The organism is Herbidospora solisilvae, assembly GCF_009901565.1.
GTDB classification, from domain to species: Bacteria; Actinomycetota; Actinomycetes; order Streptosporangiales; family Streptosporangiaceae; genus Herbidospora; species Herbidospora solisilvae.
This window is the reverse complement of sequence record NZ_WXEW01000012.1, coordinates 201,356-217,589: the sequence shown is the minus strand read 5'-3', so window position 1 is coordinate 217,589 and position 16,234 is coordinate 201,356. Positions and strand designations below refer to the sequence as shown.

2 protein-coding genes (both cut by a window edge) are annotated in these 16,234 nt (G+C 73.1%); both read right to left on the bottom strand.

From position 1 onward, the window contains the following. Positions 1-5,702: the 5' end (the start) of a non-ribosomal peptide synthase/polyketide synthase gene (locus GT755_RS35130; protein WP_235968119.1), read on the bottom strand. Its footprint begins 19,639 nt before the window's first position; the window shows 5,702 of its 25,341 coding nt (coding positions 1-5,702); its start codon is at positions 5,700-5,702; the stop codon falls past the left edge of the window. Then, positions 5,702-16,234, bottom strand: partial view of a non-ribosomal peptide synthase/polyketide synthase gene (locus tag GT755_RS35125; RefSeq protein ID WP_161483873.1) — the 3' end only. The gene runs 23,334 nt beyond the window's last position; 10,533 of the gene's 33,867 nt are visible here — the last part of the coding sequence; its start codon lies off the right edge, out of view; its stop codon occupies positions 5,702-5,704. Before GT755_RS35125 ends, GT755_RS35130 begins: the two co-directional genes overlap by 1 nt.

The window sequence follows — 16,234 nt, the reverse complement described above, 5'->3', positions numbered from 1 at the left end:
AGGCCCTCGGTCCCGCCGACGACATAGGCGACCAGGCGATCGTCCCGCGCGATCACCGCGGCCTGTGAGACATCCGGGTACTTCACGAGAACGGCCGCGACCTCGCCGGGCTCCACCCGGAAGCCGCGCACCTTCACCTGGTCGTCGGCCCGGCCCTGGAAGACCAGGTGGCCGTCGGAGGTCCATCGGGCCAGGTCGCCGGTGCGGTACATGCGCTCCCCGGCGTCGAAGGGCGAGGCCACGAAGCGCTCACCCGTGAGACCCGACCGGCCGAGATAGCCCCGCGCCAGGCACCGACCGGCGACGTACAGTTCCCCGGTCACACCGGCCGGGAGCGGCTGGAGGTCCTCACCCAGGACGTAGGCGCGGCTGTTGGCGATCGGCGTGCCGATGACCGGTTCGGCGCCGGGGTCGAGCGGCGGCGACATCGACGCGCACACCGTGGTCTCGGTCGGGCCGTAGGCGTTGACGAACCGGCGTCCCGCCGACCACCTGGCCGCCAGGCCCGCGTCGATCGCCTCACCGGCCGACACGAGGGTGGTCACCGAGGCGAGGTCCTCCTCTCGGAGGGTGGCCAGCACGGCGGGCGGCAGGGTCGCGTGCGTCACCCCCGACAGATCACCCGCCAGCACCTCATCGGTCGACGTCATGACCAGCGTCGCACCCGAGCACAACGCCATCACGATCTCCGACACCGCCGCGTCGAACCCGATCGAGGCGAACTGCAACACCCGCGAACCCGGCGTCACCGCGAAATGCGCCATCTGCGCGACGGCCAGGTTGACCAGACCCCCGTGCTGGACCGCGACGCCCTTGGGCGTCCCGGTCGAGCCCGAGGTGTAGATCACATAAGCCAGCCCAGGGGGAACCGGGTCGTGCTCGACCCGGGTCGCCGGGCTCATGGCCAGCAAGGGGTGATCGATCGGCACCATCCGGACCCGCCCGGCCGGAAGGTCGCCGAGAGAGTCGTCGGTGCCCAAGACGAGCTGGGCGCGGCTGTCGGCCAGCATGAACGCGATCCGCTCCACCGGCAGCCGCGCGTCCAGCGGCAGGAAGGCCGCACCCGCCTTCCACACCCCCAGGATCGCCGCCACCAGATCGCCGCCACGCGGGAAACACAACCCGACCACCGACTCGGCGCCCACCCCCGCCCCGCGCAGATAGTTCGCCACCTGGTTGGCGCGGGCGTCCAGCTCGGCATAGGTGAGCGAACCGGCCACCGCGACCGCGCCGGGAGCCTCGGTCACCCGACGCTCGAACAACTCGACCACCGTCGAGGCCGGGATCTCGGCCGCCGTGGAGTTCCAGCCGGTGACGACCTGCTCGCGTTCACCGGCGTCCAGCAGGTCTACGGCGTGCAGGCGGGTCGCCGGGGACGCGGTCACCTGGTCGAGCACGCGCCCGAACCAGCCCATGACCCGTGCCACGGTCGCGGCCTCGAAGAGGTCGGCCGAGCCGGTCAGCGTGCCGCGCAGCCCGGCCGGACGCCCCTGCTCGTCGAAGGTCTCCCCGATCATCACCTCGAGGTCGCACTTGACCGGCGCGAGTCCCGCGCCGTCCGCCGCGGGCGCCGTCCCCGGCCGCACGCCGGGCATGCCCATCCCCGCCCGCTCGACGTTGTGCAACGTCAGGATCGCCTGGACGAGCGGATGCCGGGCCAGCGACCTGACGGGCGCGAGCTCCTCCACGAGCCGCTCGAACGGCACGTCCTGATGCTCCAGCGCCCCCAGGCTCACCTCACGCACCCGCGCCAGCACCTCGCGGAACTCCGGATCACCCGACAGATCGGTCCGGATCACCAGCGTGTTCACGAAGAACCCGACCAGATCGTCGAGCGCCTCGTCGGTCCGCCCCGCCACCCCCGACCCGATCGCGACGTCGATCCCGGCGCCGAGCCGGGACAGCGTCACCGCCAGCGCCGCCTGCAGGGCCATGAACACCGTCACGCCCTCGGCCCGTGCCACGTCCAGGAGCCGCTGGTGGACCTCGGCGGGAACGTGCAGGTCGGTGGCGTGCCCCAGGTGGCTGGGCGCGGCCGGGCGCGGCCGGTCGACGGGCAGCGCCAGCTCCTCGGGCAGCCCCGCCAGGGTCTCCCGCCAGTAGCCGACCTGCTCCGCGAGCAGTTCCTCACCGAGCAGGTCGCGCTGCCAGAGGGCGTAGTCGGCGTACTGGACGGGCAGCGGCGACCACTCGGGCGCGCGGCCCGCGAGCCGGGCGGTGTACGCCGCCGAGAGGTCCCGGCCGAGAGGCGTCAGCGACCAGCCGTCGCCCGCGATGTGATGGATGACGATGACGAGGGTGCGCCCGCCCACGAGCCAGGCCCGGATCGGCACCTCGTTCGCCAGGTCGAAGGTGTACGAGGTCGCCACGTCCCCCGAGTCCTCCAGCTGAAGGGCCCAATCGAGGTCGTCCAGGTCGAGCACGTGCTGGTAGGGCTCGCCGTCCACCGACGGGAAGACCGTGCGCAACGCCTCGTGGCGGCCGATCACGTCCCGCAGCGCGGCGTTCAGCGCGGTCGCGTCCACGTCGTCGGCGAGCCGGAGGACGACGGGCACGTTGAACGTCGGGCTGGGCCCTTCGAGGCGCTCCAGGAACCACAAACGCCGCTGGGCGAACGACAGCGGCACCCGTTCCGGCCGCACGGCGGCGCGCAGCGGCGGACGGGCCGGGCCGGCGCCGATCTCGGTGAACCGGGCGGCCAGGCCGGCCGGGGTGGGCGTCTCGAACAGGACCTTCAGCGGCACCTCGACGCCGAGCGCCGCGCGGATGCGGGAGGCCAGCCGCACCGCGAGCAGCGAGTGGCCGCCCAGCCCGAAGAAGTCGTCGTCGGCGCCGACGTAGTCGAGTCCGAGGACACCGGCGAACGCCTCGCAGAGCCGCCTCTCCTGGATGGTGGCGGGGGCGCGCCCGGTCCCGGCGGGGAGCTCCGGGTCGGGCAACGCCCTCCGGTCGAGCTTCCCGTTGGGGGTGAGCGGGAGGGCGTCCAGGGAGATGAAGACGGCCGGGACCATGTAGTCGGGCAGCCGCTCGGCCGCGAACTCCCGCAGGCCCGCGGTCCCGCCGACGACATAGGCGATCAGACGGTCATCCCTGGCGAGGACCGCGGCCTGGGAGACATCCGGGTATCTCAGGAGGACGGATTCGACCTCGCCGGGCTCGACCCGGAAACCGCGCACCTTCACCTGTTCGTCGGCCCGGCCCAGGTACACCAGCCGCCCGTCGGCGGTCCATCGGGCCAGGTCGCCGGTACGGTACACGCGCTCCCCCGCCTCGATCGGCGAGGCCACGAACCGTTCGGCCGTCAGGCCGGGGCGGCCGGTGTAACCGCGGGCGAGTCCGGCCCCGGCGACGTACAACTCCCCGATCACGCCGACGGGGACGGGCTGGAGGGCGTCGTTCAGCACGTACAGGCGGGTGTTGGCGATGGGCCGCCCGATGGGCACCAGACCGTCGAGGGGCTCACCGGCGCGTATCTCGTGGACCGCGCAGCCGACCACGGTCTCGGTGGGGCCGTACTCGTTGACGACGACGGTGTCGGGGGCGGCCGCCAGGAGCCGCGCCACGTCGGCCGGGGGCAGCGCCGCGCCGCCGACGATCCAGCGGCGGGCCGCGCCCGCGATCCGGGCGCCGGGCACCGTCTCGGCGAGGATCGGCAGGTGGGCCGGGACGACCTTGACCAGGTCGAATCCTTCATGCCGGGAGAGCAGACCGGCCAGCCCGTCGGGGCCGCCGGCCGGGTCGGCCACGACGGTCGCCCCGGCCGCGAGCGGCACCAGGAGGCTGGTCACGGTCAGGTCGAACGCGGGCGAGGAGAACAGCGGCGCGCCGCCCCGGCCCACCTCGTAGGCCTCGGCGGCCCAGGCCACGTAGTTGGCCAGCCCGCCGTGGGTGACCGCGACGCCCTTGGGCGTGCCGGTCGAACCCGAGGTGTACATGACGTAGGCGAGGTCGTGCGGGTGCGTCCGCGGTACGGGCTGATCGGCGACCGGAGGCAGGTCGGCGACGGCCACGCCCCCGTCGCCGACCAGCACCGAGGCGCCGCTGTCGGCCAGCAGGAACGCGGTCCGCTCGGCCGGGTCGGCGAGGTCGATCGGCAGGTACGCCGCCCCCGCCCGCCACACGCCCAGCACCGCCGCGACGAGGTCGGCCCCGCGCGGCAGCCGGACGCCGACGACGTCGCCCCGGCCCACCCCGAGGCCGGTGAGCAGCCCGGCGACCCGTTCGGCGCGCTCGTCGAGGTCGGCGTAGGTGAGGGTCCGGGCCTGGTCGACGACGGCGGTCGCGCCCGGCGTGCCGACGGCACGGCCGCGGATCATCTCCGGCACGGTGGCGGCGGGCGGCGGGGCGGCGGTGTCGTTCCACTCCCGCAGGACGAGATGCCGCTCGTCCTCCTCGACCACGTCGACCCGGCTCACCCGCACCCCGGGATCGCCGGCGACCAGGTCCAGGACCCGCCGCCACGCACGCCCGATCCGCTCGGCGGTCGCCGCGTCGAACAGGTCGTCCGAGGCGATCACCGACCCCCGCATCCCCGCGGGCCCCCGCTCGCCGACCGTCTCGTAGACCGCCACCTCCAGGTCGAACTTCGCGGGCACCATGCTGAGCCTGACCCCGTCGCCGCCGCCCCCGCGCGCGCTCTGCTGCACGCTCAGGGACACCTGGAAGAGCGGGTGCCGCGCCGTCGACCGGGCCGGGGCGAGCTCGGCGACCAGCTTCTCGAACGGCACGTCCTGGTGGTCGAGCGCTTCGAGGGTGCGCTCCCGCACGCGGCGCAGCACCTCGCGGAAGCCGGGGTCGCCACCCAGGTCGGTGCGGATCACCAGGGTGTTGACGAAGAAGCCGACCATGTCGTGGAGCGCCTCGTCGGTGCGGCCCGCGACGACGGCGCCGATCGGCAGGTCGCTGCCGGCGCCGAGCCGCGACAACGTCACCGCCAGCGCCGCCTGCAGCACCATGAAGGTGGTCGCCCCTTCGGCGCGGGCCAGCTCCACCAGCCGCCGATGGGTCGCGGCCGGCACCTGGAACGGCACCTCGTGGCCGCGGTGCCCGGCCGTCGCCGGGCGCGGCCGGTCGGCGGGCAGCGTCAGCTCCTCGGGAATGCCGGCGAGCGCCCGCCGCCAGTAGCCGACCTGGACCGACAGCAGGCTCTCCGGGTCCGACTCGGCGCCCAGCAGTTCGCGTTGCCAGAGCGCGTAGTCGGAGTAGCGCACCGGCAGCGGCTCCCACTCCGGCGCCCGGCCGCGCGCCCGCGCCGCGTACGCCGCCGACACGTCCCGCGCGAGCGGCGTCAGCGACCACCCGTCGGCGGCGATGTGGTGCACGACGAGCACGAGCACCCGCTCGCCCGATTCGGCCCGTAGCAGCCACGCCCGGAAGGGCACCTCGGCCGCCACGTCGAAGGTGTGCCACACCAGCCGGTCGGCCGTCCCGGCGAGATCGCCGTCCGGGACGTCGCGCACCTCCAGCGCCCAGTCCAGGTCCGCCATGTCCAGCACCCGCTGATGGGGCTCGCCGTCCACGGCCGGGAACACCGTGCGCAGCGACTCGTGGCGGGTCATCACGTCGCGCAGGGCGGCGCCCAGGGCCACGGCGTCCACGTCACCCGGCACCGGCACGATCACCGGGATGTTGTAGGTCGGGCTCGGTCCCTCCATCTGGCCGAGGAACCACAACCGGCTCTGCGCGTACGACAGCGGAATCATCACGGGGTCTCCTTACGCATCGGGCGCAACGCCGGACGTGCCGACTTCTGGGTCCCAAGGGCCGCTGCGAGCAGCGCCGGGGTCGGTGCCTCGAACAGCATTCGGATCTTGACCTCCACGCTGAACTCGGCCCGGATCCGCGACAGCAGCCGGATCGCGAGCAGCGAGTGCCCGCCGAGTTGGAAGAAGTCGTCGTCGACCCCGACCGAATCCCGGCCGAGGACGTGCGCGAACACCGCGCACAGCGCCGCCTCCCGCTCGTCGGCGGGCTCCCTCCGGACGACGGGGCGATCGGGCTCGGGGAGGGCCCGGCGGTCGAGCTTGCCCGAGGCGGTCAACGGGAGCTCGTCCAAGGCGACGAAGGCGGCGGGGACCATGTAGGCGGGCAGGCGCTCGGCGGCGAACTCCCGCAGCCCCTCCGTCCGGCCCACCACATAGGCGATCAGCCGGTCGTCATGGGCGATCACCGCCGCTTGGGAAACATCCGGATGTCTCACCAGAACGGCCGCGACTTCACCGGGCTCGACGCGGAAGCCGCGCACCTTGACCTGGTCGTCGGCCCGGCCCTGGAAGACCAGCCGGCCATCTGGGGTCCACTTGGCCAGGTCGCCGGTACGGTACATGCGCTCCCCCGCGTCGAAGGGCGAGGCCACGAACCGTTCGGCGGTCAGAGCGGGCCGGGAGACATACCCCCGCGCCAGACCGGCCCCCGCCACGTAGAGCTCCCCGGCCACGCCGGGCGGGAGCGGGCTGAGGGTGTCGTCCAGCACATACAGGCGGGTGTTGGCGATCGGGGTGCCGAGCGCCATCTCACCGGTCAGTTCGGCGGTGGTGACGCCGATGGTCGTCTCGGTCGGCCCGTAGTGGTTGAACACCCGCCGGCCCGTGGCGACCAACTCGGCCACCCAGTCGGCCGAGGCCGCCTCTCCACCCAGGACCAGCGAATCGGCCGGCATCAACCGCTCGACCCCCGCCACCGAGGTGAGCGCGGCCAGGTGCGAGGGCACCGCCTTGAACGCGTCGATGCGATGCTCAGCCAGATACGCGGCCACCGCCTCGGGATCGGTGACAGCCTCCTCATCCAGGATGTGGAGCTGACCGCCGGTGGCCAGGCTGATGAACACCACCGTGTTCCCCAGGTCGGTCACCTGCGGCTGAAGCAACGCATACCGGGTACCCGGCTCACTCCAGCCCAGCCGCTGCGACACCGAAGCGACATAGTTGGCCAGTCCTGTTTGGGTGACCGCCACCCCCTTGGGAGTCCCGGTCGAACCCGAGGTGAAGATCACATACGCCAGGTCACCCTCACGATGCCCAGCCCCGGTTTCGGGCAGATCGGACAGGTCGTCCAGCACGATCTCAACCCCGGCGTCGGCCAGCATCGCCTCCACCCGTGAGCCGGGCAGTTGCGGATCGATCGGCAGATAGGCGGCGCCCGCCTTCCACACGCCCAGAATCGCCGCGATCATGTCCGCGCCACGCGGCAACCGCAACCCCACCACGGGCGCGTCCGCCACTGCGTCCGCGACCCTCCGGGCCGACTCGTCGAGCTCTCGGTAGGTCAGCTCGCGGCCGTCGGCGACCACGGCCACCGCGTCCGGACGCAGTGCCACCTGCCGCTCGAACAACCGCAGCACCGGCTCCGCCACCCCGTCGGAAGCGGTGTCGTTCCAGGTGCCCAGGAGCGCGCGGACCTCCTCGCCGAGCACGTCCACCGAGCTCAGGGCCGGGTCGGGGGCACCGTCCAGGGTCTCGACCAGGGCGGCGGCCACGTTCGCGGCCGCCACGCACATCAGCCGCCCGACCTCGCGCCCGTCCGTCTCCCCCGAGGTGAGCACGCTCAGGCTGAGCCCGGCCGGGCCCCGGTCGTTCACGGACACGGTCAGCGGGTAGCTGTTCTGGACCCGCGAGTAGACGTTGCGCACCCCGTCGATCGAGACCCGCCGGTCGGCGGCGTCGGCCTCCGTCCCGCCGATGTGCCGGTAGTTGAACAACGAGGTGAACAGGGGCGTGTTGCCCTCCAAGCCCGCCGCCTGCTGGGCCAGGGCCAGCGGCGCGTGCTCGTGTTCCAGCAGCCCCGCCAACTGCGCCCGCATCCCCTCCACGGCCTGCCGGATCCCGGCACGACCCGAACGCACCCGCACCGGAAGGGTGTTGATGAACGGCCCCACCACCCGGTCGGAACCCTCACCCGCGTTCATCCGCCCGAACAACACCGTCCCGAACACCACGTCGTCCCGGCCCGACACCACCGACAACACCCGCGCCCAGGCCACATGCATGATCGTCGCCACGCTGACACCGAGGTCACGGGCGGCCGCGCGGAGCGCGGCCGTCGTCTCGGCCGGGATCGGGACCTGTTCGGCGACGACGTCGCCGCCGTCGCCGTGCACGTCGGTCAGGCCGTAGGGGGCCGTGGTCTCGGTGACGCCGTCGAGCAGGTCGGCGAAGAAGCGTTCGTGCTCCTCGCGGGAGACCCCGCCGCGCGCCTGGGCGACGAAGTTGCGGAACGGGAGGGCCGGGGCGAGTTCGCCGCCGCCTTCCAGAACCGTCCAGAGCTCCTGGACCAGCACGTCCATGCCCTGGTGGTCGGAGACCATGTGGTGCATCCTGACCAGCCCCAGCCAGCGGCCGTCGGCCGACGGTGCGACGTGGAGGTCCATCAGGGGCGCCCGGCTCAGGTCCATGCCCGGCCCGGCCGCCGCGAGCAGGGCCTCCACCGGCTCTCCGGTCAGCGTGTGCTCGGTCACGGCCAGGGAGGCCCGCCGCCACACGACCTGGACGGGTTCGCGCAGCCCTTCCCACACCACACCGGTCCGGTAGACGTCGTGGCGGTCGACGACCTGCTGAAGTGCGGCGGCGAAGGCGTCGAGCCGGGACCGCGTGTCGAACTCCAGCATCTGGACGGTCACGTAGGCGTCGACGCCGTCTCCGGCGAGGAGGTGGTGGAAGAGCATGCCCTCCTGGAGCGGGGCCAGCGGATAGACGTCCTTCACGTTGGCCGCGCCGCCCTCGGCCGAGGCGACGACCCGGCCCAGCTCGGCCTCGGTCAGGTCGACCAGCGGCAGCATGTCGGGCGTGATGGTCTCCGCGCCGTCGGGGATGCGGTTGGCGGGCACCTCGACCGTCTCGGCTCCCGCCGTGCGTGCCAGCCGGGCCGGGGTCGGCGACTCGAACAGCGCCCGGACCGACACCGAGACGCCGTGCGCCCGCAGCGCCTCGACGAGGGAGACGGCCAGCAGGGAGTGGCCGCCGAGCTGGAAGAAGTCGTCGTCGACGCCGACCGTCTTCAGGCCCAGGATCTGGGCGAACGCCGCGCACAGCAGCTCTTCCTGCGCGGTCTCCGGGCCGCGTCCCCCGCCTGAGGTGTATTCGGGGGCGGGCAGGGCGCGACGGTCGAGCTTGCCGTTCGGGGTGAGCGGCAGCTCGTCGAGCCCGACGAACGCCGCCGGAACCATGTAGTCGGGCAACCGCTCGGCGACGAATTCCCGCAGCCCGTCGGCCTCGCCGACGACGTAGGCGACCAGGTTGCCGTCACGGGCGACGACGACGGCCTGCGAGACGGCCGGATGCCTGACCAGGACGGCGGCGACCTCGCCGGGCTCCACGCGGAACCCGCGCACCTTCACCTGCTCGTCGGCCCGGCCCAGGAAGACGAGCTGACCGTCGGGGGTCCACTTCGCCAGATCGCCGGTACGGTACATGCGCTCCCCCGCGTCGAAGGGCGAGGCCACGAACCGTTCGGCGGTGAGAGCCGGGCGGCGGAGGTAACCGCGGGCCAGCGGTGTGCCGGCGACGTACAGTTCCCCTGTCACGCCGGGCGGGAGCGGCTGGAGGTCTTCACCCAGGACGTAGGTGCGGCCGTTGGCGATCGGCGTGCCGATGACCGGCTCCGCGCCGGGTTCGAGCGGCGGCGACATCGACGCGCACACCGTGGTCTCGGTCGGGCCGTAGGCGTTGACGAACCGGCGTCCCGCCGACCACCTGGCCGCCAGAGCGGCGTCGATCGCCTCACCGGCCGACACCAGCGTGGTCACCGAGGCGAGGTGCTCTTCCCGCAGCGTGGCCAGCACGGCGGGCGGCAGGGTCGCGTGCGTCACCCCCGACAGATCACCCGCCAGCACCTCATCGGTGGACGTCATGACCAGCGTCGCGCCCGAGCACAACGCCATCACGATCTCCGACACCGCCGCGTCGAACCCGATCGAGGCGAACTGCAACACCCGCGAACCCGGCGTCACCGCGAAATGGTCCATCTGCGCGACGGCCAGGTTGACCAGACCCCCGTGCTGAACCGCGACGCCCTTGGGCGTCCCGGTCGAGCCCGAGGTGTAGATCACATACGCCGATCCCCGCGGATCGACGCCCCCCTCCACCGGTGTGGCCGGGCCCATGGCCAGCAGAGGATGGTCGATGGAAACCAGCCTGATCCGGCCCGCCGGAAGGTCCCCGAGCACGTCGTCGGTGCCCAAGACGAGCTGGGCGCGGCTGTCGGCCAGCATGAACGCGATCCGCTCCACCGGCAGCCGCGCGTCCAGCGGCAGGAAGGCCGCACCCGCCTTCCACACCCCCAGGACCGCCGCCACCAGATCGCCGCCACGCGGGAAACACAACCCGACCACCGACTCCGCGCCCACCCCCGCCCCGCGCAGATGATGCGCCACCTGGTTGGCGCGGGCGTCCAGCTCGGCATAGGTCAGCGAACCGGCCACCGCGACCGCGTCCGGAGCCTCGGTCACCCGACGCTCGAACAACTCGACCACCGTCGAGGCCGGGATCTCGGCCGCCGTGGAGTTCCAGCCGGTGACGACCTGCTCGCGTTCACCGGCGTCCAGCACGTCCACCTCGTGGAGCCGGACGTCCGGCCGGGAGGTCACCGTGTCGAGCACCCGTCCCCAGCGCCGGATCAGGCTCTCGGCCGTGGCGGCGGAGAACAGGTCGGCGGAGGCCGTCAACGAGCCGCGCAGCCCGGCCGGACGCCCCTGCTCGTCGAAGGTCTCCCCGACCATCACTTCGAGATCGGCCTGTACGGGCGCGAGCTCCGCCCCGTCCACGACGATCGCGGACTCCCGCCGGACCCCCGGCAGCTCCAGCCCGGCCCGCTCGGTGTTCTGCAGGGTGAGGATGACCTGGACGAGCGGATGCCGGGCCAGCGACCTGACGGGCGCGAGCTCCTCCACGAGCCGCTCGAACGGCACGTCCTGGTGCCCGAGCGCTTCCAGGCTCACCTCACGGACCCGCGCCAGCACCTCGCGGAACTCCGGATCACCCGACAGATCGGTCCGGATCACCAGCGTGTTCACGAAGAACCCGACCAGGTCGTCGAGCGCCTCGTCGGTCCGGCCCGCCACCCCCGACCCGATCGGGATGTCGGTGCCCGCGCCGAGCCGGGACAACGTCACCGCCAGCGCCGCCTGGACGACCATGAACACCGTCACCCCCTCGGCCCGCGCCAGCTCGGTCAGCCGCCGATGGGTCTCGGCCGGCAGCCTGACCGGGAGCCGGTGCCCGACGTGGCTCAGGGTCGCCGGACGCGGCCGGTCGACCGGAAGCGCCAGCTCCTCGGGCAGCCCCGCCAGGGTCTCCCGCCAGTAGCCGACCTGCTCCGCCAGCTCCCCGCCGAGGAGGTCGTGCTGCCAGAGGGCGTAGTCGGCGTACTGAACCGGCAGCGGCGACCACTCGGGGGCCCGGCCCTCGACGCGGGCCGCGTAGGCCGTGGACAGGTCACGGGCGAGCGGCGCCGACGACCAGCCGTCGCCGGCGATGTGGTGGATGACGACGACGAGGGTCCGCCCCTGGAAGAGCCAGGCCCGGATCGGCACCTCGTTCGCCAGGTCGAAGGTGTAGGCGTCCGCCAGGGCCGTGTCCCCCGACTCCTCCAGCTGGAGCGCCCAGTCAAGTTCGTCCAAGTCGAGGACGTGCTGGTAGGGCTCCCCGTCCACCGACGGGAAGACCGTGCGCAACGCCTCATGGCGGCCGATCACGTCCCGCAGCGCCGCGTTCAGCGCGGCCACGTCGAGATCGCCGGCGAGATGGACGGGCATCGGGATGTTGTAGGTCGTGTTCGGCCCCTCAAGCTGATCGAGGAACCACAACCGTCTCTGCGCGAACGACAGCGGCGGCCGCTCGGGCCGCTCCCCCGCCACGAGCGGTGCCCGCGTCCGTCCGGTGGCGGTGGCCACGATGCCCGCCAGCCTGGCCGGGGTCGGCGACTCGAACAGCGCCCGCAACGGCACCTCGACCCCGAGGACGGTTCTGATGCGGGAGACGAGCCTTGCGGCGAGCAGGGAGTGCCCGCCCAGGTCGAAGAAGTCGTCGTCGACCCCCACGGACTCCAGGCCCAGGACCTGCGCGAACGCGGCGCAGAGGATCTCCTCCTGGACGGTGGCGGGCGCCCTGCCGGAACCGGTGACCTGCTGGGGTTCGGGCAGCGCCCGGCGGTCGAGCTTGCCGTTCGGGGTGAGGGGCAGTTCGTCCAGCGTGACGAAAGCCGCGGGGACCATGTAATCGGGCAGCCGCTCTGCGGCGAACTCCCTGAGGCCCTCCACTCGGCCCACCACATAAGCGACGAGGCGGCCCTCGCGGGCGATCACGGCCGCCTGCGCGACATCCGGACTCTTCAGCAGAACGGCGGCGACCTCACCGGGCTCGATGCGGAAGCCGCGGATCTTGACCTGGTCGTCGGCGCGGCCCTGGAAGATCAGCCGGCCGTCGGCGGTCCACTTCGCCAGGTCGCCGGTACGGTACATGCGCTGACCGGCGTCGAAAGGCGAGGCCACGAACCGCTCGGCGGTCATACCCGGCCTGGCGACATACCCCCGCGCCAGACCCAACCCGGCGACATAGACCTCACCCGCGACCCCAGGCGGAACCGGCGAGAGCCGGTCATCGAGCAGATACAGCCGCGAGTTGGCGATCGGCCGCCCGAACGAGATCGGGCCCTCCTCATCGGCGTCGATCTCACCGGCGGCGACGATGACCGTGGCCTCGGTCGGCCCATAGGCATGCACCAGCCGCCGGCCTTGAGCCCAGCGGCGGGCGACGGTCTCGGTGATGCCCTCCGCGCCGACCACGATCGGGCCGATGTGCGAGAAGTCGGCCGGGTCGAGCACGTTGAGCAGCGAGGGAACCACACTGGCCGCCCCCACCCCGGTCAGTTCCCGCAGCCGCTCAGGCTGGGCCCGCCTGCCCTCATCGGCGATGACCAGCGTCGAACCGGTCGCCAACGCCACCGCGACATCCAGCACCGAGGCGTCGAACCCGAACGAGGCGAACTGCAACAACCCCACACCCGGCCCCGCACCCAGCAAAGGCCCGAACATCTCGACCAGATTGACCAGCCCGCGATGACTGACCGCGACCCCCTTCGGAGTGCCCGTCGACCCGGACGTGTAGATCACATACGCCAGCGAATCCGGCTCCACCCGAACGTTGAGCGGACCCTCCGCGCCCGACAGGCCCGGCCCGTCCCCGGTCCCCGCAGAGACCGGCACCGCGGAATCCCGCATGCCCGAAAGGTCCGACTCATCCCCGGTCTCCGCAGAGGCCGACACTGCGGAATCCCCCGCGCCCGCGAGGACGATCTCCATCCCGGCGGGAACCAGGTGCCGGGTTTCCGCACAGGCCAGCACACACGCCACCCCGGCATCGGCCAGCACCGCCCCCACCCGCTCAGCCGGGTTACCGGGATCGACCGGCAGATACGCCGCACCCGCCTTCCACACACCCACGATCGCCGTGATCATCTCCGCGCCACGCGGCAGACAGACCCCGACGATCGACTCCGGACCGACACCCACGGCAAGCAACCGCCGCGCCAGCCGGTCCGACCGGCGATCCAACTCGCCGTAGGTCAACTCACCCTCGACCGCGAAGGCTTCAGAGGACTGCCGGCTGATCAGGTCCACGATGCTCGAAGAGGGCACCTCGCGGGCCGTGTCGTTCCAGCCGCGCAGAACCCGCTCCCGCTCGCCCTCCTCCAGCACGTCCACCGCGTGCACCCGGACATCCGGTTCCGCCGTCACTTGTTCCAGCACCCGCAGGAACCGGTCGACCAGGCTCTCGGTCGTCGTGGCGTCGAACAGGTCGGTCGCCGCGGTCACCGAGCCGCGCAGGCCGCTGGGCCGCCCCTCGTCGTCGAAGGTTTCCGCCAGGGCCAGGTCCAGGTCGAACTTGGCCGCGGCGACGCCGCCGCCCACGCCCGCCCCGCCGACCGTGACGCCCGGGAGCTCCACCCCGGCCCGCTCGACGTTCTGCAACGTCAGCGCGACCTGGAACAGGGGATGCCGCGCCAGTGACCGGGCGGGCGCCAGGCTCTCGACCAGCCGCTCGAAGGGGACGTCCTGGTGCGCCAGCGCTCCGAGGCTCGCCTCCCTGACCCGGTGGAGGACATCCGCGAAGGCCGGGTCGCCGGACAGGTCGGCCCGGACGACCAGGGTGTTCACGAAGAACCCCACCAGGCCGTCGAGCGCCTCGTCGGTCCGCCCGGCCACGACCGTGCCGATCGGGATGTCGGTCCCGGCGCCGAGCCGGGACAGCGTCACCGCCAGCGCCGCCTGCAGGGCCATGAACACCGTCGCGCCCTCGGCGCGGGCCAGCGAGGCCAGCCGTTCGTGCACTTCGGCGGGGACGCGCACCGACACCGTGTGACCGGCGTGGCTGCTCACCAGGGGGCGCGGGCGATCGGCGGGCAGGGTCAGCTCCTCGGGGGCGCCGGCCAGGGCGTCGCGCCAGTAGGAGATCTGGGCGGCGAGTTCGGTCTCGCCCAGCAGGTCGTGCTGCCAGAGGGCGTAGTCGGCGTACTGGACGGGGAGCGGTTCGAAGCGTGGCGCCACGCCGGTGACACGCGAGGCGTAGGCGGTGGACAGGTCGCGGCCGAACGGGCCCATCGACCAGCCGTCGCCCGCGATGTGGTGGATCACCACGACGAGGATCCGGCCGCCGAACAACCACGCCCGGATCGGGACCTCGTTCGCCAGGTCGAAGGTGTGGGAGGTCGCCGCGGCCACGTCCTCCGAATCCACCGGTTCGAGGGCCCAGTCGAGGTCGTCCAGGTCCAGGACGTGCTGGTACGGCTCGCCGTCCACCGACGGGAAGACCGTGCGCAGCGACTCGTGCCGGCCGATCACGTCGCGCAGGGCCGCGTTCAGCGCGGCCACGTCCAAATCGCCGGTCAGGCGGGCCACGAGCGGGATGTTGTAGGTCGCGTTCGGGCCCTCGATCTGGTCGAGGAACCAGAGCCGCCGCTGGGCGAACGACAGCGGGATCCGCTCGGGGCGGGCCGCCGCCCGTACGGGCGGGCGGGCGGTGCCCGAACCCGGCAGCCGGGCGGCCAGCCCGGCCGCGGTCGGCGTCTCGAACAGGGCGCGGAGGGGGAGTTCGACGCCGAGCAGGGTCCGGATGCGGGACACCAGGCGTGCGGCGAGGAGGGAGTGGCCGCCGAGCCGGAAGAAGTCGTCGTCGACGCCGACCGACTCGCGGCCCAGCACGTCGGCGAACGCACCGGCCAGGATCTCCTCGCCGGGCGTCGCCGGGCGGCGTCCGGCCGTGGTGGTGAACTCGGGGGCGGGCAGGGCGCGGCGGTCGAGCTTGCCGTTGACGGTCAGCGGGAGCCGGTCGAGCAGGACGACGGCCGACGGCACCGCGTAGGCGGGCAGCCGTCCGGCGAGGTGGTCCCGCAACTCGGAGGGCAGGTCCTCGCGCGGGCTCTCCGGCACCACGTAGGCGACCAGGTGGCCGTCCCGGGCGACGACGGCGGCCGACACGACGTCGGCCGAGGTCAGGAGGGCGGCCTCGACCTCGCCGGGCTCGACCCGGAAGCCGCGGATCTTCACCTGGTCGTCCGCGCGGCCGAGGAAGGCGAGCCGGCCGTCGGCGGTCCACTTCACCCGGTCGCCGGTACGGTACATGCGCTCGCCCGGCTCTGCGGGGCAGGCGACGAAACGTTCGGCGGTGAAGGCGGGGCGGCCGACGTAGCCGCGGGCCAGGCCGGCGCCGGTGACGTAGAGCTCTCCGGGAACGCCGGCCGGGACGGGGCGCAGGTGCGCATCGAGGACGTGCACGCCGCCGTTGGCGACCGGGCGGCCGATGGAGACACCGCCGTCGAGGCCGTCGGGGCCGACCGGGCCCGTGGTGGTGAAGACGGTGCACTCGGTCGGGCCGTACACGTTGGTGAGCACGGTCCCGGGCAGTTCGGCCAGCACGCGGGCGCAGTGGGCGGGCGACAGCACGTCGCCGCCGGCCCAGATCTCGCGCAGTCCGGCGAGCGCGCCGATGTCCCCGTCGACGACCTCGTGGAACAGGCCGGCGGTCAGCCAGGCGGTGGTGACGCCGAACGCGCCCATGAAGTCGCGCAGCTCGGCGGGGGACGCCTCGCCCGCCGGCGGGATCGCGAGGGTGGCGCCGTTGAGCAGCGCGCCCCAGACCTCCAGCGTGGCGGCGTCGAACGACACCGAGGCCAGCTGGCTGACGACGTCGCCGAGGGTGACGTCCACGTGCCGGGCGACCCGGTCGACGCCCTGGTGGAGGATGAC